The organism is Nostoc sp., from assembly GCF_036917515.1.
In the GTDB taxonomy this organism is placed as follows: Bacteria; Cyanobacteriota; Cyanobacteriia; order Cyanobacteriales; family Nostocaceae; genus Nostoc.
Genome location: NZ_JBALDE010000126.1, coordinates 1 through 19,086 on the forward strand (window position 1 = coordinate 1; position 19,086 = coordinate 19,086).

20 protein-coding genes and 1 pseudogene are annotated in these 19,086 nt (G+C 40.3%); 10 read left to right on the forward strand and 11 right to left on the reverse strand.

Features of this window, described 5'->3' with window-relative positions:
* Positions 1 to 493 (forward strand): annotated as a pseudogene (locus tag V7K89_RS16315) (hypothetical protein); the annotation flags it as partial.
* Positions 494 to 707: 214 nt separating this feature from the next.
* On the opposite strand, the gene V7K89_RS16320 reads toward V7K89_RS16315, so the two are convergent.
* Entirely contained in the window at positions 708 to 1,610 is a 903-nt protein-coding gene (locus tag V7K89_RS16320; RefSeq protein WP_335188831.1) for a class I SAM-dependent methyltransferase, read from the reverse strand.
* A 115-nt stretch (positions 1,611 to 1,725) separates the two neighbouring features.
* On the opposite strand from V7K89_RS16320, the gene V7K89_RS16325 reads away from it, so the two are divergent.
* From V7K89_RS16325 to V7K89_RS16335, 3 genes are all read left to right on the forward strand, one after another.
* Positions 1,726 to 1,866 (forward strand): hypothetical protein, encoded by a 141-nt coding sequence (locus V7K89_RS16325; RefSeq protein WP_335188833.1) that lies wholly within the window; start codon positions 1,726 to 1,728, stop codon positions 1,864 to 1,866.
* A 74-nt stretch (positions 1,867 to 1,940) separates the two neighbouring features.
* Entirely contained in the window at positions 1,941 to 3,452 is a 1,512-nt protein-coding gene (locus tag V7K89_RS16330) for a hydroxysqualene dehydroxylase (RefSeq protein WP_335188835.1), read from the forward strand.
* 145 nt (positions 3,453 to 3,597) lie between these two features.
* Positions 3,598 to 3,963: a DUF6464 family protein gene (locus tag V7K89_RS16335; protein ID WP_335188837.1), complete on the forward strand. Its 366-nt coding sequence runs from the start codon at positions 3,598 to 3,600 to the stop codon at positions 3,961 to 3,963.
* A 45-nt stretch (positions 3,964 to 4,008) separates the two neighbouring features.
* Here V7K89_RS16335 and fmt read toward each other — a convergent pair whose 3' ends face one another.
* A complete protein-coding gene (gene fmt / locus V7K89_RS16340) occupies positions 4,009 to 5,013 on the reverse strand; it encodes a methionyl-tRNA formyltransferase (RefSeq protein WP_335188839.1) in 1,005 nt (334 codons plus the stop codon).
* Positions 5,014 to 6,136: 1,123 nt separating this feature from the next.
* On the opposite strand from fmt, the gene V7K89_RS16345 reads away from it, so the two are divergent.
* Positions 6,137 to 7,471, forward strand: a complete 1,335-nt coding sequence (locus V7K89_RS16345) for a hypothetical protein (RefSeq protein ID WP_335188842.1) — start codon at positions 6,137 to 6,139, stop codon at positions 7,469 to 7,471.
* Between the two features lie 466 nt (positions 7,472 to 7,937).
* Here V7K89_RS16345 and minE read toward each other — a convergent pair whose 3' ends face one another.
* The 5 genes from minE to V7K89_RS16370 all read right to left on the reverse strand — a co-directional run bounded on the left by minE (position 7,938) and on the right by V7K89_RS16370 (position 12,602).
* Entirely contained in the window at positions 7,938 to 8,234 is a 297-nt protein-coding gene (gene minE / locus V7K89_RS16350; protein ID WP_335188844.1) for a cell division topological specificity factor MinE, read from the reverse strand.
* A gap of 36 nt (positions 8,235 to 8,270) precedes the next feature.
* Positions 8,271 to 9,077, reverse strand: coding sequence for a septum site-determining protein MinD (minD, locus tag V7K89_RS16355; protein ID WP_292871659.1), 807 nt, complete (start codon positions 9,075 to 9,077; stop codon positions 8,271 to 8,273).
* 172 nt (positions 9,078 to 9,249) lie between these two features.
* Positions 9,250 to 10,293, reverse strand: coding sequence for a septum site-determining protein MinC (minC, locus tag V7K89_RS16360; RefSeq protein WP_335188846.1), 1,044 nt, complete (start codon positions 10,291 to 10,293; stop codon positions 9,250 to 9,252).
* A 165-nt stretch (positions 10,294 to 10,458) separates the two neighbouring features.
* On the reverse strand, positions 10,459 to 11,781 hold the full coding sequence (locus tag V7K89_RS16365; protein WP_335188848.1) for a four-carbon acid sugar kinase family protein: 1,323 nt from the start codon (positions 11,779 to 11,781) through the stop codon (positions 10,459 to 10,461).
* 158 nt (positions 11,782 to 11,939) lie between these two features.
* Entirely contained in the window at positions 11,940 to 12,602 is a 663-nt protein-coding gene (locus V7K89_RS16370) for a hypothetical protein (RefSeq protein WP_335188850.1), read from the reverse strand.
* Between the two features lie 388 nt (positions 12,603 to 12,990).
* Between V7K89_RS16370 and V7K89_RS16375 the strand changes: the two genes are divergently transcribed.
* Positions 12,991 to 13,248, forward strand: a complete 258-nt coding sequence (locus tag V7K89_RS16375; RefSeq protein ID WP_335188852.1) for a Fic/DOC family N-terminal domain-containing protein — start codon at positions 12,991 to 12,993, stop codon at positions 13,246 to 13,248.
* Here the strand turns inward: V7K89_RS16375 and V7K89_RS16380 are convergent.
* Positions 13,239 to 13,481: a DEAD/DEAH box helicase gene (locus V7K89_RS16380; protein ID WP_335188854.1), complete on the reverse strand. Its 243-nt coding sequence runs from the start codon at positions 13,479 to 13,481 to the stop codon at positions 13,239 to 13,241. The two genes, V7K89_RS16375 and V7K89_RS16380, sit on opposite strands and share 10 nt — an antisense overlap.
* A gap of 71 nt (positions 13,482 to 13,552) precedes the next feature.
* Positions 13,553 to 13,747, reverse strand: coding sequence for a hypothetical protein (locus V7K89_RS16385; RefSeq protein ID WP_335188856.1), 195 nt, complete (start codon positions 13,745 to 13,747; stop codon positions 13,553 to 13,555).
* Between the two features lie 151 nt (positions 13,748 to 13,898).
* On the opposite strand from V7K89_RS16385, the gene V7K89_RS16390 reads away from it, so the two are divergent.
* The 3 genes from V7K89_RS16390 to V7K89_RS16400 all read left to right on the forward strand — a co-directional run bounded on the left by V7K89_RS16390 (position 13,899) and on the right by V7K89_RS16400 (position 15,601).
* The gene (locus V7K89_RS16390; protein ID WP_335188858.1) at positions 13,899 to 14,066 is read left to right on the forward strand and encodes a hypothetical protein; all 168 of its coding nucleotides are present in this window, start codon (positions 13,899 to 13,901) and stop codon (positions 14,064 to 14,066) included.
* 22 nt (positions 14,067 to 14,088) lie between these two features.
* The gene (locus V7K89_RS16395; protein WP_335188860.1) at positions 14,089 to 14,376 is read left to right on the forward strand and encodes a hypothetical protein; all 288 of its coding nucleotides are present in this window, start codon (positions 14,089 to 14,091) and stop codon (positions 14,374 to 14,376) included.
* Positions 14,377 to 14,479: 103 nt separating this feature from the next.
* A complete protein-coding gene (locus V7K89_RS16400; protein ID WP_335188862.1) occupies positions 14,480 to 15,601 on the forward strand; it encodes a Gfo/Idh/MocA family oxidoreductase in 1,122 nt (373 codons plus the stop codon).
* A 209-nt stretch (positions 15,602 to 15,810) separates the two neighbouring features.
* On the opposite strand, the gene V7K89_RS16405 is transcribed toward V7K89_RS16400, so the two are convergent.
* Positions 15,811 to 17,100 (reverse strand): Glu/Leu/Phe/Val family dehydrogenase, encoded by a 1,290-nt coding sequence (locus V7K89_RS16405; protein WP_335188864.1) that lies wholly within the window; start codon positions 17,098 to 17,100, stop codon positions 15,811 to 15,813.
* A gap of 496 nt (positions 17,101 to 17,596) precedes the next feature.
* Positions 17,597 to 18,106 (reverse strand): GNAT family N-acetyltransferase, encoded by a 510-nt coding sequence (locus V7K89_RS16410; RefSeq protein WP_335188866.1) that lies wholly within the window; start codon positions 18,104 to 18,106, stop codon positions 17,597 to 17,599.
* Positions 18,107 to 18,764: 658 nt separating this feature from the next.
* Here V7K89_RS16410 and V7K89_RS16415 point away from each other — a divergent pair.
* On the forward strand, positions 18,765 to 19,085 hold the full coding sequence (locus tag V7K89_RS16415; RefSeq protein WP_335188904.1) for a hypothetical protein: 321 nt from the start codon (positions 18,765 to 18,767) through the stop codon (positions 19,083 to 19,085).
* Position 19,086: the final 1 nt, after the last annotated feature.

Below are 19,086 nucleotides of genomic sequence, written 5' to 3' on the forward strand. Positions count from 1 at the left end.
GTCATTTGCTCACAAGGTGCTGATATCTTCAATCTTTCAGCTTAAGCCTTGTGAGTTTTCTTACAATAGCCCCTCACTTTTAAAACATCCTCTCATTACTGATTTACCTTTAGCAATAGAAGATGATACTAACTTCATTGACGCAATTAAGAGAAGCAGACAACTAAGCAAGGATTTAACATGGCGGATTACTGCCATTATATTCATATCATTTATAATTACTTTACCTATACAAATTTTAGAATGGTTGATTTATAGTAGAGGATTAAACATTTTAATACAACTAATTTCCTTATTGTTATCTGGAAATTGGATAAATGAAAAGAAAATGTTTATCAGTGCATTAATACTGATAATTTTAAATTTAATCAATGGCATAATATTGATGCCCTTTTGGCAATCTATTAAATCTGTAGTTTACTATGACATTATTTGTCGTCGAGAAGGTTTTGATTTAAAAATCAATACAGTTCAGATAAGCCCGAAACTCTGATGTAGAGACATGTATCGCGTCTTGAAAGACTACGTTAATAACCCTTAACCTAAGCGTATTGAATTATAACTAATTAATCAGACACGATATCATAATCATCTATGGATAATTATTGGAATTAAAAGGTATTTATTGTAAAAATAAAAGCACAACAATGTTGTGCTCATGTGATTATTTATATTCCGTTTATTGTGATAACCAGAAAATTTCTTAATTAGTCCAGTTGAGTACTGTACGCACTAAAACCATAAGCCAAAGTTTCTTTTAAATTATCTGATGGCTTAAGACTTCTGTTGATAGCATTAGCAAAAGGCACTGGAATCCCTTTGATGGTTTCCGGTAAAATTGCATATTCTGCTGTTGGTTCAACAATGTATTGTGGACACTTGGCTTTCATCCCAGCAGTAGCTAACATTTCTTGTATTTCAGTAGCTGAATATTGCTTGAGATAAACTGGATTTCTCACAAATGGGTTCAGCCTTCTGATAAAATTATGGATAATATGAGAAGGACAAGACTTATTGTGAAAAGAATGATTAAAAACAAAAATTCCACCAGGTTTTAGCACACGACATATATCAGCCAATAAATTTCTTAATTGTACATCTGGGATATGCATAAAAACACAGTTAGAAATTACCAAATCTATAGAATTATCTTCTAAAGGCAATGTCTCAGCAGAAGTACAAATCAAGTGAAATTCAGCTTCGGGGAAAAAATTGTATTCTTGTTTAACTTTGATTAACCGCCGCAATAAAGGTTCAGAAATATCAATGCCGTAATATTTCTCGCATTTGAGATTTTTTGCTTTCGAGAGATGTAAAGGTGCGCGACCATAACCAGAACCAATTTCTAGAATAGAACCAACAGATTTATTCAAGGGAAATTTGTTCCAAGTACCTCCAGGCGTACCAGTTAGCAAAGTGTAATCTTGTTTAATCGGCGATGTCTGTGCAACTTTTTCAATTTTTTGAGAACCATAATATGTTTTACCAATTGCATCCCATCTTTTTTTATGTTGAGTATTAGTTAATTGTTCATAGTCGCTAGGAAAATAAATACCATCTCGTAGTTCAAAGTCATTCAGACTGGATTTTACGTTTGCTAATTGAGACATTATGATTATTCCTCATCAATAATTAAGTTTGTTTCCTGTTATACTCTTAACTCAGCATTAACCGCAAGCAATTTTTTATGAATTGATCCATCTTAGCTTTTCTCAAAGTCTATATATGGTTCGTAGGTTAGCACAGCTATGCTATCAAAGCACGTATTGTATCCATAGAGGCGTAGCGGCTACTCTAGCCTTCGGCAACGACTACGTTGAACAAGAACGCCAAGGTCGAACCCGCAGGGTACGAAAACCGTTGTAATAGCAAGCCGTTATCTAATAAAAACGGCAAGTTCGTATACATTAGTTGATAGATTGCAACAATCGGAGGCTGCGATGGTAGCAGGGTTACAACAAAAACGGGTGGTAGTTGTAGGTGCTGGTTGGGCTGGTTTAGGAGCAACCTACCATTTGGCAAAACAAGGTTATGATGTGACACTTCTTGAAGCAGGCCCCTATCCTGGTGGATTGGTAGCAGGTTGGCAAACAGCTGCCGGAAAATCTGTTGAAGCTGGCATTCATGGGTTCTGGTATCCTTACAAAAATATTTTTTCTTTAATCAATGAATTAGAAATTAATCCTTTTACTACTTGGACTCGTTCTTCGCAATATTCGCCAGCAGGTTTGGAAGTTGAATCACCAATTTTTCAAGATTTACCGCGACTCCCCTCGCCGCTGGGAACTTTTCTCTACACTCAGTTTAAGCGGCTGCCACTAATTGACCGTCTTAGCGCTCTGCCTTTACTTTATGCTGTCGTTGATTTTGATAATTCCGATGCAGCTTGGCGGCGCTATGATTTTGTAACTGCCCGTGAATTATTCAAAGACTTTAACGTTTCTTCCCGACTTTACCGCGAGGCTTTTGAACCGATGTTATTAGTGGGCTTATTTGCCCCTGGCGAACAGTGTTCAGCCGCCGCAACTTTAGGGATGCTTTACTTTTTTATTCTGGCTCATCAACCTGATTTTGATGTGGTTTGGTGTCGGGGAACTGTCGGAGAAAAGATATTTCGTCCTTGGGTGGAACGTCTCGAAAAAGCTGGTGTGCGAGTGTTGCCCAAGCGTCGGGTTACAGATTTAATTGTTGATAGTAATCATCAAGCCAAGGCTGTGGTCTGCGGTGATGAAGTTTTTGATGCAGATGCCGTGATTTTTGCGGTTGGAATTACGGGGATGAAAAAAATTGTTTCAACTAGCCCGAGTTTACAAAGTCGTGAAGAATTCCGGAATTTGAGCAATTTAGGAGCAATTGATGTTTTAGCAACGCGGCTATGGTTTGACCGTAAAATTAATATTCCTCGCCCTTCTAATGCTTGCTTTGGATTCGACACAACTACAGGTTGGACGTTTTTTGATTTGAATGCTTTACATGATGAATATCGGGATGAGCCGGGAACAGTGATTGAAGCTGATTTCTATCACGCGAATCAATTTCTCAATTTGAGTGATGAGGAGATTTTAGCAATAGTTCAAAATTATTTAGCAACTTGTGTGCCAGCATTTCGTCAAGCAAAGATAATTGATAGTAGTGTAATTCGTCTACCTCAAGCGGTGACTCACTTTGCACCTGGTAGCTATCGTTATATGTTGCCAGCTAAGACAAGTTTTGAGAATGTGTTTATGAGTGGGGATTGGATTGTGAACCGTCATGGTTCCTGGTCACAGGAAAAAGCTTATGTTACTGGTTTGGAAGCGGCAAATTTGGTAGTGTCTTATTTAGGAAAAGGTCAGCCATCTGAGATTTTAGCTGTAGAAGAGGATGAAGTGCATATCCAAGTGGCGCGATCGCTCAACCAAACTTGGCGTAAATTGAGTAAATCTATCCTGCCTGACTTTTGGTTGCCGTAATTTGTAGGGTAGCACAGTAGTGTATCCCTACTGTATGTATATTTCTTGCAAATTTAGTCAATCATTAATTGTAATTTAAATTCGGTAAGCTAAAGAAAGCGATCGCGATACCATCCTTATAATGTAAATCAAATCACATAAGCTTATGGAGCCAGACTCTTTACAAACTGAGGTGATTTTGACGCACCCGCGTGAGTCCCTTGGTAGAGTGCAACTTGATTGGACACCCCAACCCGGAAACTATCTTGATTTTGAAGGTAAAACCTACGCGGTTTTAGAGCGCCGCCATAAATACAAACTTCAAGCTGGGCGCTACCGCTTGCATAATATTGCCATTTATGTACAGTCTGCTAAACGACCATCTGAGAAAAGTTTGGTAGCAGGACGTTGGGTAATCGGTGATGCCACCTGCTGCTACAATGCTCATTCAGAACTCATTCGCTGTGCAGTCAACCCAGATGGCCCTTGCGAATCTTGCCGCTTTTATGAAAAGTTAGAAGTTACAAGTTAAGAGTGAGGAGTTAAAAGTTATTCTCCCTCATCTCCTCCATCGCCGTCAGCTTCCCGTACCAAAAACTTCTCCCACAGTTAAGCGCGTACCATTTACAAAATCCCATCCCGACTGGGGACGTTTACCAGCTAACTGAACTTCTCGCAACAGCAATAAACCGTCCCCAGTTTGGACAATCGCGCCAATGCCTTTGACAATGCTGACTACAACTCCCGGTTGATCTGATACATTTGACAAATCAGGCAATTTATGAATCAATTCCTGTAATTCTGCTGGGAGATCGCGATCGCTTACAGAACTCAAAGGAGCAGAAGCAGTGATTTTCAACAAATTGTCACGAAAGGTAGCCGTGCAGTTAGGGTAAAAGCCTCTAATTTGATTGTGTAATTGGATCGCGCTTTTTGACCAATCCAAAGCATAATCTGGTTTTTGAATCAGAGGTGCATAAGTCGCTGCTAAATTATCTTGGGGAATTGGTTGAATTTCTTTACATTCCAACTTCAACAGAGTTTCCACCAACAAATCTCCACCGATCCCCGCTAATCTGTCGGCTAAATCTTGGGCATTATCCAGTAATTCAATAGGTGTAGTAGCTATTCGGAGCATTGCGCCAGTATCCATCCCCACATCCATTAACATCGTGGTGATCCCCGTTTCTTTCTCACCGTTATACAAACACCACTGAATCGGCGCAGCACCGCGATATTTAGGTAAAATCGAGCCATGCACATTAATACAAGCCAATTTTGGCATATTTAAGATTTTTGCTGATAAAATCTGTCCATAAGCGACAACAACAAACACATCTGCATCTAATTGTTTGAGTTTGGTTAAAGTTTCAGTGTCTTTTTTCACCCGTTCGGGTTGCCATACTGGTAAATTGTGAGCAGTAGCGATCGCTTTTACAGGTGAAGGCGTAAGTTTATTTCCGCGTTCTCGGCGTTTATCTGGTTGGGTGACAACTGCCAGTACCTCAAATTCTGAATGATTCAATAACTTTTCCAAGGTGGGTACAGCAAATTGAGGTGTACCAAAAAATACAATTTTCATTAATAATTAGTTGTTAGTCGTGAGTCATTAGACTTCTTGTATGAATCAATGAGCTTTCACCCTAAATCCCTCTCGTAAACTTGGGAGAGGGACTTTGAATTTGGCTCCCCTTCTCCCAATTTTGGGAGAAGGGGTTAGGGGATGAGGGCAAATTTTGCATTTGTGCAAGAGGTCTATTAGTTAATCGTAAGTGCGCCCCTGATAACTGACAACATTTAAGTTGCATGTTGAAACAGAATGCACTAAGCCAGCATCTAGCAGGCTCCTGGATTCGCGACGGCAGTTGCAAAACACAGTTGTTCGCTGTAAATAATATTCGCTGTTTGGTGGTACAATATTTTCGTATTCATGAAACCAAAGGCTGCTTGATTAACTTAGTTGTTAAGTTAACAAGTGTAATAGCAAAGTATCAGCCGCATCTGCCTCTAGTGAACCTAATCACTTAGTGGTTTATCGTTGTGAGTCGCTAGAGCATCTACCGAGTGACTTTTGTTGTGTTCTTGATCGTCTTTCTGAAATTAGCTTGAAATGTAGTTAAATTTCTGAAAAAATATTGCCTCTTCTAGCTATTTTTTTAGATGAGATAGCAATTTATAACTTTGGGTTGCTGATAGCAATATCTTCTGAGTATGATGTATTATGCGTCCGCGTTCCCAGGTTTTTAATTAACGCCTCACGTTTACCATCATGAGGGTTTGCGCTGTTATATTTAGTGTGTAACCTAGCTTATTTGATGTGTACTAGCGATCGCTAGTACGATCCCCGATAACTAAGTTATCTCACTCTTGTTTGCCAGCCTGATTCCTCAAACTACACCCGAAATATTTCTTAACTAAGACTTATTTTTGGTGTAGTGGAATATAGCGACATTATATATCGTGTAGTAATTACTGAGTTCTCAGCATATTTACTATACTTACATATTTTTGCCAAAAAATATTCAGTACCTCAGTAAGAAAAGGTGTAGACAATGATACTTAATTTTTGTAAAACTGTGCAAACTTTGAAGATATTATTTCGTCATTAGTTTTAGTTTCTTGTTATACATATAACTACCACCTGCCCCATTGCTGCTGATGTATTGCTTCTCACATAGCAATTGCCCCCTCTAGAGAGTCTACAAATGCTTAAACCCCTTTTGCTGTCAGGATGGTTCCGCACACAACCATTTCTCAATTATGTTGTCGCTGTGACACTACTTGCACCTTTATTAGGAGCATCGGCTCACTCGATCCCAGTAAGATCCGAAGTACATAAACTAACTTCGAGGGCTGGAGAATCTGACTCTAGATCAAAGGAAATAGCTGTAGTTGGGGAACCTGAGATAGCTGAAACATTAAAAACAGATCAAATCGAATCGACAACAGAAGAATTTGACTCTGTGCCAACACAAAGTACTGCTGTTCAGGAACCGCAAGTATTACCAGTAGATAAAATTGAGCCTTCGGCTCAAGTAGATAGTTATCTATCAAGCAGTGATTTAGATTTAAGCGATGTAACTGTTCCCGATTCTTTGGCAGCAGTTGAACTCGCACCATCAACAGATGTTCCTGTTAGTCAACTTAATTTAATCCGCAAACTTAAAGCTGCTAATGTCAAGTCTTTGAGAGGACAAGAAAATTATCTCTCTAGAGAAAAATCTTTTACTGAATCATTGACAGCAACTCAAGTAGCACCAACTATTAGAGAATCTCAATCAATCACAACGACGGAAATACCTGTTGTGGAACCAGTGAATGAGTCCCAAGCAGAACAAATAGATCCCATCGGTAGTCCTCATCCGATTCCTTGGAAATGGATTACAGCAACTCAAGAAGCTATTGCTTCTAATGGTGGTTCTGGAGTGCGTCACTATCGCAGCGTACCCGTGATTTCTCCAGATGGTAAATATGCTGTTTATAGTCGGGTGCAACTGGAGGTCAAACCTCAAATGTACAACAGCCGTGTCACCAGCGTTCTGTTTATCCAAGATATGCAAACTAAGAAATTGTGGGTGATGGCTTCAACGACTCCAGTTAGCGATCCTTTATTAAAGGTAAAGGCTGTAAAAGCGGAGTCTTCAGAAGAAACCGATATGAGCGGTAAAATTGGGGTACTAGTTCCAGTTAGCTGGTCAGAAAAAGGCGATCGCTTCTTAGCACGCAAATTTGATGGTATATTTAACACGGGTGATTCTACAGATAGTGCAGTGATCTGGGATCGGCAAAAAAATCACGCTAACACAGTAGCTCCTGTTAGTGACGAAGAACATGAAAAAGTTGCCGTATTGTTAGGCTGGAGTAAAAGGCAACCGGATCATGTGTTGTTCCGTGCAGGTGAATTAGGTGAGGAAAACTGGCCATTAATGCAAGTTGCTAATGATGGTAAGACTGTACCCACAACAGACCAAGATCAGCCGATTACTTTTGGTAAAAAGGTGACAGAAATTTGGGCAGGTCCACAAGTTGCCTACCGATAATTTATTAAATATCTTATATACTCCCGTTGTCGTCACTGGTGACAACGGGATTTTTTTATGTGATAAATATTTTTGGTGTTGCTGAGTTTAGATAGCCTAAGAATAGGTGTAAAAGCGCAGATATGACAACAACGATCACTCTATTGCTGCTTAAAATATCGGCAACAAAACCTGATTATTACAAGTTTGTTACTTCCCTACTGAATCCAATTCATATCAAGTTTGGGTAATTAGTTATGATTTCCACAGTCATTGCACCCCTCCCCTCAATCACCTCTTTGGTTGTGCAGAGGGGAAACAAAACGTAGCTTTGGCGCTGTGGGGTTCTTCGGGTTTAATAAGTAATCAAGCAGATATTATATCACAACTAGCTCAGTCAAAATCTCATGTTGTAATTCTTCATCCAATTGCGTTTGAATAATCTCTTAAACCAAAATTAGATGTAATCCTTACATGAAAATTAAAACTACAGAGGCTTATCACCTCTTTCCCATTCAGGTATTGTACCCTTCACCCGGCGGATGGGCAAATTAGCAATTAAAGCCGTGGTTCGTTGGTTACTTTCTAAAGAAAACTCCAAGCCCTCTGTCTCAACTTCGACATAGCGACAGACTACATCTAGGATTTCTTTCCGCATTTTTTCCAACGTTTGAGGATCTATATCAGCGCGATCGTGAGCAATTACCAATTGCAGGCGACGTTTAACTTGAGTTCGACTGCTATCAGTACCGCGAAAAAAAAGTTTTTCTAGAAGTTCAATCATTACGAATAGGTCTGGGGCGGAGACTGGAAAGGTAAGTTAAACAATCTTTGTCCACAACAACCTTCGTAGGCGGGCGAAGATGCTGTCTTGGGACGAGTCGATCTCCAGAAATTCGACACTTTCTCCTTCTAATCTACGAGCAATGTTCTCAAAGGCTGTGGCAGCTAAAGAGTGATTTTCCGCTAACACTAAGGGTTCGCCGCGATTGGTAGATACAATAACACGCTCGTCGTCAGGGATTACCCCGATGAGGGGAATGGCGAGAAGTTCCTGAACATCTTGCACTGACATCATATCATTTGCCTGCACCATTGCGGGTCTGATGCGGTTAATTATTAAATGAACACGCTTGATACCTTGTGCTTCTAGTAACCCTACTACCCGATCGGCATCGCGAACTGAGGAAATTTCTGGTGTGCTGACAATTAGCGCTTCTTTGGCCGGGCCGATCGCATTTTTAAACCCATTTTCAATCCCAGCAGGACTATCAATTATCACGTACTGATATTTTTGCGCTAGTGCATTCACCAATAACTTCATCTGTTCGGGTGTGACTGCATCTTTGGAGCGATTTTGGGCTGCCGGTAGGAGTACGAGATTGGGTTGGCGCTTATCTTTCACCAAAGCTTGTTCTAAACGGCACTCTCTAGCTAAGACTTCTACCGCAGTATAAACGATGCGGTTTTCCAACCCTAACAGCAAATCCAAATTTCTCAGACCAAAATCCGCATCAACCAAGGCAACTTGACGCCCCATTTTGGCTAAAGCCATACCCAAATTTGCTGAAACTGTGGTTTTACCCACTCCTCCTTTACCGGAGGTAATCACAATAATGCGAGTCATGATAGAAATGCGGTCAGTGAGGGTTCAGGAAATATAAAACAGTAAATTGCAGTATAAAGTATGAAGTATCGTATCAAGTATGAAGAAATATCTGTTCTCCCTGATGAGGGTGAGGCATGAATATTTGTTTTATTTCATCCTTACTTATATACTTCATTCTTTAAGTAAATATTTATGGTTCTTGATTGCTCTTGGTGAATTGGTTTCTGGAAAAATCAGTCGTCCTAGCGATACGAATTCCTTGGGGCGTAATATGTGCCACCTCTGGAAAAAACTGCATTGGCGGTTTTTCTGGTGCTCTAGCTACAGCATCTGCGATCCGCAATTGGGTTGGTTCCATTTGCAAGGCCATAATCAGACACTCACGATTGCCTCCAGCCCCAGCATGAGCAATTCCACGCAGACGACCCCAGATAATAATATCTCCATCTGCAATTACAATACCACCTGGATTTAAATCTCCCAAGAGAATTACTGTCCCAGGATGACGAATTTCTACTCCAGAGCGGACTGTCATTTCTAAATAAAGGGCATCTTCTTGGGGGATCGCTGTAGCTGTTGGCTCGGAACTCAAGGAAGTTACGGGCTGTAATTGTTCTACTGAATACCCTGATGTCACAGCAGCGATCGCCGTTTGCCGCCGACTGGTCGAGACAGATATCAGCCGGAGTTGGACTTCACTCAGAGCCTCGGCGAGTTCTTGGAGTTGTCTGGCATCTACCAAACGATCTTGTGCCATTAAATGCACAGGTGTATTAGATACACGGAAGCGCTCGCCTGCACTCAGACGTTGCCTTATTTGTTGCCAAATATTAGACCAAGTGAGTTCTGAGGCAGATACTTGAGATTCCGAGGGCAAAATTAATAAAAGTCGTCCCTCCTTACTTTTTAACTGGACTTGACTATTATCATTTACACGATGCCCTGGTAATGCTAACTCATCGGGATTTAAGTCAGTCAGGATAAAATCCGATCCAGCATCAGTATTTGTTGACTCTACATCTGGGTCAGCAGGATTTGACTCTACATCCCCAAGAACAGTATTTGATTTTAAGTAAAGGAGGACAGATTTTAATTCAGCATCTGGGAGGATAGAATCTGACTCTACATCAGAAACAGTAGAATTTACCTCTATCTCAGAAAGGATAGAGTTTGATTCTGCATTCGGAAGTGCAGAATTTGACTTTAGATTGGGAATCGCAGAATCAGAAGTCATGTAGTACTAGCCAAAAGACAATAGATTTTAAATTTTGGGTCGCACCTTTGGTGCGCTGACAGCGCAACTTAGATTTTGGATTTGTGTCACTCAAAAGGGGTGTTGGCGTAGCGGGATATTTGTCCGACATTAACCAAAAGACTCTTTAATCTAAAATCTCAAATCTTAAATTGGTACAGTCAACCTCTGATAAACTGTCACCAAGGCATCAGCATCGCCAACGTTACCTGGAAACAGCACCACAGGTAAATCAGGAAACTGAGGATGATCGGATGGCGTTAACACCATTGAACAACCAGCTAAAATTTGACCGAGTAAACGGGCTGAAGTTAAAGCTAGTCCAGTACTCAAGACATCGTTTGAAGTAATGCCACCCTTGCTGATTAAGAATCCTATATCAGATGGTAAACCGCGCACAATATCCATCAATAAACTCGAAACTTTTTTCCCAAAATCCAATCGTGTCTTGACATCTTTAAAATTCAGTTCCTGACGGCTAGTATAAACCACTGGTGTTTTGCCAGCTTTGTGTGCTGCCCGTGTACTTTCTTGAATTTCAGTTAGCAATGCCGCAGATTGATTTGCATCATCAAGTAATCGCGCTACATTCACTTCAATTCCCACTGTTCCTTCTACTTGCAACAGCGCCTCTAATTGCTGGGTAGTCTTTTTCACATGGGAACCAACAATCACTACACCTGGTTTGCCTTGGCGCACATACTGTGCCATGTTTTCGGCGGCAATTGGTTGGGGTGGTAAAGCAGCTAAAGCCGTCAAAATACTTGCTGCACTGCGAAATAAAAAGCGTTTCCCTTGAGTTGCGGCTGCTAATACATCTACTGCAAAGCGGTTGAGATCAGCTTGAGTTTCACCATCGACAACAGCGCACTGATTACCACTCAGTTTTAGCAAGCGTTCTAAACTACCAGCGCGAATCTCGGCGAGGAGAAACCTTTCTACTGCTTCAGCACTAATTCCTCCTTGAGTCTTTTCTTCAACGTACTTGGGTAAGTAACTGTAATGGTAGCTGAAGACTGAATCACGGGCAAATTCGGTTTCATGGACTGGGGTGGGGACACCAGCAATAATTAAATAATGCACGCTGTTGCTGGTAATGCGTCCGCCCTCAAAAAATGCTGGTACGAGAAAATGAGCATCAAAGGGGCCGAGTTCTTGGGCGATCGCATCAGTTTCAATAGGATAATGCCCCCGCAAAGTAGAATCAGAACGGCTGACAATCAGAAAATCCTCAATTCCTTCAGCCTTCAAAGCGATTTTGAGGTTGTGGCAAACTTCTTTGGTAACAGATGCAGCTGACTCTGGCGTTAGCGCTCTAGTATTAGTCAGCACAAAGAAAATCAGCGAATCATCCTGCAACCCACGGCGTAAAGTCTCTATATCCCAGTGCATTAGCAGCAAGCAGCTGTGGACTGTTTGAGAACCTGTAGGGTCATCATCCAGGACAATTATTTTAGGTTTGTTGCTCATTTAAGTCAACGGGGCGATTGTTTTCTGGGAAAGTGTTGAGCGTGTAGAAGTCACTAATACACAAAGCTTAGTCCACTAAGGTGGACTATCAAAGTCAAGGGTTTTCTAAGCTGCGGAGGCAGGTAAAGTTTCGTGTAGCCGCTTTTACAAACATTTTTTTAGCCTTTCTGCAATTTTCTGATTTCTGCTTGCACATCGATCGCAATTTGCAATGATTGATTTAGCAACTGAGCATATTCGCCTGCTTGACTACTAACTTGTAAAGCTCGCAAATTGGCTAAATTATTCACAAACAACTCTTGGTTACTAGCAAGCAATTTTTTATTATCCCGCAAAATTCGTTCCGTTTTCAGAGCGCGGACTAAATCTTCTCTAATCAGTTGTAGGGCAGCAGTTACCTTCTCTCGGTCATGGATACTGCTTTCTATGTTTCCTGATGCTGCCAATTGATCATTAATATCGATGGCAGCAATTAGGTCATGATATTTATCAACTTCATCTAAAAGTATTGTCAGTCCTTCAGGACAGGTTAATTGTCGCCACAGCCATCGCCCCACTAATATTGGCATTGGCACTAAAATTAGTAAAAGAATTCCTAATCGAATTGAAGAACCAATTGTTGGCAGAATAATAAAAGCGTAAACAAAGCCTACAATTATTGGCGTTAGCGCCAGCGTCACCAGTATTTCACTGATAAAAAACCCTAATCGCTTTTTGCCATCTCGCAAAATCGAGGGACGAAAAACGTCTTCTGGATCGAACCCAGTCAAACGTCTTAGTTCCCCTTTACTAATTTCCAAGCCTATTAAGTCCGGCTGCACTGCATACTCCTATGGAAACCCAAGTTGCGTATTCACTCTCTGTGGATTAGACTTTAACCACTATTTCTACGTCCACCAGAGACGTTGTGTTCCCAGTATTACAAATGGATGGCTTTTTACGCACCCGTCCAGAAAAAAGAACTGTGTGAGCTATTTCCTAAAATTCAAACACGTTTTACTGAGCACGTTGGCTAATAATGTACGTAGCGAGCCTAGCTAAGCTATAGCAAGTATACTGATCATTTAAGAAATTCAGCTAAAAGGAATGCGGTTGGTTGCTGTTTACTCTATTATGCGTAGCCTTTAATGATATCATGTAAAAGAAAAAATATTACTTTATTGTTGATAACAAAAGATATTCGATAATATGAATTAAAAATTTTCTCTTGTGAATGGAATTGATAATATGCTTGATACCCATAGAGCAAGTAAATACGTAGAGCAACTTGCTGGATACAAAGCTTTTATACCTAATCCTTTGCTGCCTAAACCTAAATTATGTATTGACGATGAAATGTTTGAACTTTTATCACAAGCAAATAGAGCGTTAGGTCGTTTAGATGGCTCGACAGACGCTTTACCTAATCCTGACTTATTCGTGTTTATGTATGTTCGTAAAGAGGCAGTATTGTCAAGTCAGATATAAGGAACTGGCGAAATCAAAACAGTAAAACTAGCACCTTGATCTCGTAGTAAACGAGTTGCTAAAAAATAAACTAGACTTTTTCCCCAACCAGTGCGTTGGACAACGAGTAACCGCGATCGCACTTTGAGTAACTCTTCAATAGCTTCCCATTGTCCAGGGCGAAAATCGGCTGTGGAGTTATCAAGCGCTTGACGCAGAAGCAATAATCCCTGTTCTTGAAGGTTAGTTGTCATAGATACTAAGTAACTGATTATCACTTCTGTTGTAACATCAAAGACAAGCAGAACTTAGTTGTGTTCAAGACTCATACCACTAAAGGTTTCAGCGTCAGTTTTGGTGTTTCAACAAAAATAGATAAAGTCTGAATAAGCTGCAAGAGCAATTTAGTAGTGTACTGTGTGGGAATCTTTAGCCGATGTTCGAGGTTTGGGTTGTAATCTTGGGCTGCTAATGGTACATACTCAGCATCCATCATGCTGAGGTTATGAATTTCAGTCAAAGTGCAATACCAAAAATATTCCTTAAGTCTAAATTAAAGCTTACTCAAAGAATGAGGTTTTCATTACCAAAATCATTAATAATATACGAGATACTATTCATTAACCTCCAAATATATCAGCCCGATAAATCGATGATTACTGAAAGGAGAAATGGCTAAAAATGAAGCTAAATCAACAGATACTACTTCATTAATTAAAATAGTACATCGCCAAATTGATAAACTTTTTGTAAAATTAGAAAAAGTTAAGGGCGCAAAGTTAATTGAGCAATTCAATCGAATCTATATAATAATATTGATTTTACTATGCAAGAACTGAATAATTAGCCTTCTACCCTGCTTTGCGAGAATATGAAGAAACAGAACAATATGTTGAAGAAGCTGAAGAAGAACATGAAAAAACTTCGGTTATTTTAGAAGAAATTAAGGCACTTAAGCCTACTCAACCTGGGTCTCAAGAAAAAATCAGCGAACTGAAGGAAACAGTTGAGTCTCATGTAAAAGAAAGCGAAATTTTTAATGCTATGTACGAATGTATGAGCAAACAAGAGCTAACTGAATGGGGACAGGATTTTCAAGAAACAAAAGCTAAGTTGGTGTCAAATGTAAAAGCTGCATTAGCAATGTAGGAATACACTTTGTTTTAAATGGTTGTATAAAAAGTTAGTCATATTTTACTCATAATTATGGCATTGAAATTATCAAAATACTCCTTCATCAAAGAGAAGAAAAATGATTGCTGCAAATGGTAAGAATAAGATTCGTTACGCCGTTGTTGGTTTAGGTTGGTTTGCTCAAGAAGCCGCCTTGCCTTCCTTTGTCCACACAGAAAACTCGGAATTAGTCGCACTGGTTTCAGATGACCCCACAAAAAGTGAAGAACTGAGCAAAAAATACGGTATTAATCATACTTACTCTTACGAGGAGTATGAGGACTGTCTGGCAAGCGGCGAAATTGATGCAGTTTATATTGCGCTGCCCAATCACTTGCATTGCGACTACACTGTGCGGGCTGTTAATCAGGCAATTCATGTGTTATGTGAAAAGCCAATGGCAGTAACACAAGAAGAGTGTGAGACAATGATTAAAGCTGCCAATGACAATAATGTGAAGCTGATGATTGCCTACCGCTTACATTTAGAAGAAGCCAATTTACAAGCAGTAGAAATTGTCCGTTCAAAGCAAATTGGTGAACCACGAATTTTCAACTCGGTTTTTACTCAGCAAGTAGAAGAAGGAAATATTCGTTTACGAGATGCCACAGGTGGTGGCACGCTATATGATATTGGTATCTACTGCATCAATGCTGCACGCTATCTATTGCAAGATGAACCAATTGAAGTATTTGCTGTAGCTGCCAATAACGGAGAAGAACGCTTCCGCGAAGTAGAAGAAATGACTAGTGTCATCTTGCGTTTTCCCAACGAGCGATTGGCAACATTTACTTGTAGCTTTGGAGGGGCAAGTGTTTCGACTTATCAAATTGTAGGTACTCAAGGCGATTTGCGAGTAGAACCTGCTTATGCTTGGCAGGGAGAACTGAAGCATTACCTAACAATTAATGGTGAAACCCAAGAGCGGACTTTTGAGGATCGCGATCAACTAGCAGCTGAATTTACCTACTTCTCTGATTGTATTCTCCAAGATAAAGACCCTGAACCATCTGGGACGGAAGGGTTAATAGATGTTAATATCATTCAAGCGCTTTACGAGTCAATTGAGACGGGTAAACCTGTGCAGATCCAAACTCCCGATCGCCATCAACGTCCCACATTGGCTCAAACTATTGAGCGTCCTCCTGTTGAGGAGACACCAGACTTGATTAATGCTGCTGCGCCTTCTAGCGAGTCATAAGGTAGCTTTAAAATATCCTTGACCAAATAATATCAGCTTGGTGAAACAAGTTGCTCTGAGTAACTGGTTAAAGGTGGGGAAACTTCCGCCATCGTTTACTGGTCATATTATAGCGATCGCTCAATAAAAAAGGCAGATAAATTAATGGCGGTTCAAGTAAAATTACTGCCGCCAACGATCTATTCTGCCTCATGAATAACTAAAACAAACTAAGGATAAAGACCTCTGTCAGTTAGTGCCTGAGCCACTCTACCTACCCCCAGTGTGTAAGCTGCTAACCTTAAAGAAATTTGCCGCACCTCCGACTGATGAATCACCTTACAGTACGCTTGTACCATTAAATGTTCCATTTCGCGGTTGACACGCTCCTCATCCCAAAATACGTAAGAAAGACCCTGTACCCACTCTAAATAACTCACCACCACACCGCCAGCATTCGCCAAGATGTCCGGTAGCACTGTCACACCTCGTGCCTCTAACGCCAAGTTAGCCTCAAGAGTAACTGGCCCGTTAGCTGCTTCTGCCACAATCTGCGCTTGCACCTGATTCACATTTTCTTTAGTGACTTGATTCTCCAAAGCCGCTGGTATTAAGACATCACAGGGTAAAGTTAATAAATCTGCATTGCTAATTGGTACAGATTGTGGGAAACCCGCAATACTCTTGCGATTTTCAACAGCGTAGACTTTCAACTTGGGAATATCAAGACCAACTTCAGAGAATATTCCCCCAGCACCAGTTGAAACCGCGATAATTTTCGCGCCTGCTTCATATAATAATTCTGCCACGGCACAGCCGACGTTACCGAAACCCTGAATAGCGACTCGCACTCCTCCCAAGGATTTACCTCGATCTGCTAGCGCCTCACGTACAGTAATCATTACGCCCCGTCCAGTTGCCATTTCTCGCCCTAGAGAACCACCAATTGAAAGGGGTTTTCCAGTTACAACTCCTGGTACAGCATTACCAACATTCACAGAGTAAGTATCCATCATCCAAGCCATCTCACGGGCAGAAGTACCCATATCTGGCGCAGGAATATCTACAGAAGGTCCAATATCTTTAATCAACTCGCTGATATAACGGCGGCTGATTCGCTCTAATTCACCAACACTGTAGCGTTTGGGATCTATAGCAATGCCACCCTTTCCACCACCGTAAGGAATACCTAATAAGGCACATTTCCAGGTCATCAGCATTGCTAAAGCGGATACCTCGCGCAATGTCACAGCCGGATGGTAACGAATTCCGCCCTTGTATGGGCCTAAGACATCACAGTGCTGTACCCGATGTCCAGTGAGAACCTGTATATCCCCATCATCTAGCTTTACGGGAATGGAAACCGTGACAACTTTACGCGGGTGGCTGAGAATTTCTAGCAAACCCTGATTTAAATTTAATTCTTTAGCTGCCGCCTCTAAGTAGCTACAGGCTTGGTCAAATGGGCATATATGCCCTGGAGAAGCAGTTTCCGCCAACAAAAAGGATTTTGAAATCATAAAATTTTCTCCTAATCACGGTATTTTTACGAACCGGATATCATCTGTACTTAAGCTTGTCTTTCTTTGGTAAAAATAACATTTTTGTAGTTTTTGTTACAGTTTTATATTATATATTCTGCAATATCTGCAAAGCAGTATACGGACTAATACATTCACTCTAGACAATTTAGATTTTCTCTAGTTCGCCAGTTTCTCGGATGTTGAAATCGCTTCATATTGTCATCAACCTAAGAAACGTAGCCTTCAACTGGAGTGGCTTTTACCTCCTTATTTTTAACTCGAACTCAGGTTGGTTACGATCGCCTTATCTGGCAGATTTCGTTAGATAGCTCAATGGCTGCGATCGCACTCTGATGCGATCGCTTTTTGATCTAGTTTGAACGAAAAATCATCGTTTCAAGCACTTAAAATAATCGAATGTACAAAAAGCCTTGCAATATCGTAACCAGATGAATTTCTTCATCCACTATGAATAATGCTATCGAGTTGGAGTTCAAGATAGAATGCTATCGAGTTGAAGTTCAAGATAGATAGTTTTAAATCCGCTGCTGTTTAGGGATTCACCAATTTGGTAAAAACCGCGTTTGAGATAAAGCATCCGGGCTACATAAGAAGAAGGATGTTCCCAAGTATACAACCGTAAGTACCTTTTTGCTTTTGCTTGTGCTAAGTCGATGGTAAAGTCTAATAGCTCTTTTCCAATTCCTTTTCCTCGAAATCGTGATGCTACACAAAACCAGCCCAACCAGTCAGCTTCTTGTTCGTCTTCACTTTTGCAGTATAACCCAGTTAGCCCAATTACTTGGAAAGATTCCTCATCGATAGCAACCCAGTAATTGAGTTGGGTAATTCCGCTGTTTGAAAACCATTGGGTATATTCATCTAGATATAAACTTGCCAGCAGCGATTGCCCTTCACTACTGTTACTCACGCCTGGGAAAACTTCCTCTCTTAAGTGAATTGCTTGCTCCAAGGTTGCTATCGATAATGATTCAATGTACATAGTACTAGTCAGCCCCTGCGGGGAAGTCAAAAGTTAAAAATCAAAAGTTAAAAGTTAAAAGTAACAACCCCATAAATAAATTTCGGGGCTTGTACCTTTTTCTTTATAGTCACTCAAACTTAAAGTAGCCATACCTATATCTAGGCTACGATCTGTAGAGCAACAAATTAATTGACCTGTCGAATAACTAATTATTTGTCGTCTTAACTAATTAGTGTCGTTTATTTAAAATAGCTATAAGCCTTACAGAACAAAGTATATAGCTTTTTTATGCTAAATTTAATACCATTTGTTATTTAACTAATTAGCTGTCGTAAACTAAATACATAACATTTTAAGCGTCGTTTTTTCAAAAACAGCTTTAAAAATTTTTAGGGTATCGATAACGAAATAAGTGTCGTTTTTTTAAGTGAGATAAATATATAAAATTCAATGTCGCTTTTTGGAACAAAATAGTATTATATTAAATAGTATGCAAACAAAAATAAGTAATAAATAAGACATATGAATATTAGTGTCTTATTGTTTCTCTCTGCTTGCGAAGTCATACTCCTATTCCGGCTTTATTTCGATGCAAGCTAAATCTGTAAACTTGGCTTTTCTTAGAGAGACTTGCTGTATTGCCTAATCAATTAGTTTCAAGCTATGAAATTTGTTTATGGGTGAAACTCCAAACTCCAATCAGGTTGATGAATTTTTGCTTTTGCACGCTCGCTCGGATCAGGTTGATAAAACTTCGGAGAGTGCAGATGCAAAAGAAAACAATGTAATTGTTACTGAACTTTCGGCAGAGGCTAAGTTGAGAGTGGAGGTATTACAAAGTCTGATTGGGCCATGCGATCGCCATCAATTACGCTTACTCACAAAATGCACTAACTGCGAGACACCCTTCCCGATTCCAGCAGATTGGGTACAAGGGGAGTGTCCGCATTGTTTTTTATCATTTGCGACGATGGCGAAACGTCAAAAGCGTTGTTGAA

Excerpts from the sequence above, each read along its gene's own strand:
- V7K89_RS16320 (WP_335188831.1), bottom strand. The coding sequence starts at position 1,610 with ATGTCTCAATTAGCAAACGTAAAATCCAGTCTGAATGACTTTGAACTA.
- V7K89_RS16325 (WP_335188833.1), top strand. The coding sequence starts at position 1,726 with ATGGTTCGTAGGTTAGCACAGCTATGCTATCAAAGCACGTATTGTATC.
- V7K89_RS16330 (WP_335188835.1), top strand. The coding sequence starts at position 1,941 with ATGGTAGCAGGGTTACAACAAAAACGGGTGGTAGTTGTAGGTGCTGGT.
- V7K89_RS16335 (WP_335188837.1), top strand. The coding sequence starts at position 3,598 with ATGGAGCCAGACTCTTTACAAACTGAGGTGATTTTGACGCACCCGCGT.
- fmt (WP_335188839.1), bottom strand. The coding sequence starts at position 5,013 with ATGAAAATTGTATTTTTTGGTACACCTCAATTTGCTGTACCCACCTTG.
- V7K89_RS16345 (WP_335188842.1), top strand. The coding sequence starts at position 6,137 with ATGCTTAAACCCCTTTTGCTGTCAGGATGGTTCCGCACACAACCATTT.
- minE (WP_335188844.1), bottom strand. The coding sequence starts at position 8,234 with ATGATTGAACTTCTAGAAAAACTTTTTTTTCGCGGTACTGATAGCAGT.
- minD (WP_292871659.1), bottom strand. The coding sequence starts at position 9,077 with ATGACTCGCATTATTGTGATTACCTCCGGTAAAGGAGGAGTGGGTAAA.
- minC (WP_335188846.1), bottom strand. The coding sequence starts at position 10,293 with ATGACTTCTGATTCTGCGATTCCCAATCTAAAGTCAAATTCTGCACTT.
- V7K89_RS16365 (WP_335188848.1), bottom strand. The coding sequence starts at position 11,781 with ATGAGCAACAAACCTAAAATAATTGTCCTGGATGATGACCCTACAGGT.
- V7K89_RS16380 (WP_335188854.1), bottom strand. The coding sequence starts at position 13,481 with ATGACAACTAACCTTCAAGAACAGGGATTATTGCTTCTGCGTCAAGCG.
- V7K89_RS16390 (WP_335188858.1), top strand. The coding sequence starts at position 13,899 with ATGGCTAAAAATGAAGCTAAATCAACAGATACTACTTCATTAATTAAA.
- V7K89_RS16400 (WP_335188862.1), top strand. The coding sequence starts at position 14,480 with ATGATTGCTGCAAATGGTAAGAATAAGATTCGTTACGCCGTTGTTGGT.
- V7K89_RS16405 (WP_335188864.1), bottom strand. The coding sequence starts at position 17,100 with ATGATTTCAAAATCCTTTTTGTTGGCGGAAACTGCTTCTCCAGGGCAT.
- V7K89_RS16410 (WP_335188866.1), bottom strand. The coding sequence starts at position 18,106 with ATGTACATTGAATCATTATCGATAGCAACCTTGGAGCAAGCAATTCAC.
- V7K89_RS16415 (WP_335188904.1), top strand. The coding sequence starts at position 18,765 with ATGGGTGAAACTCCAAACTCCAATCAGGTTGATGAATTTTTGCTTTTG.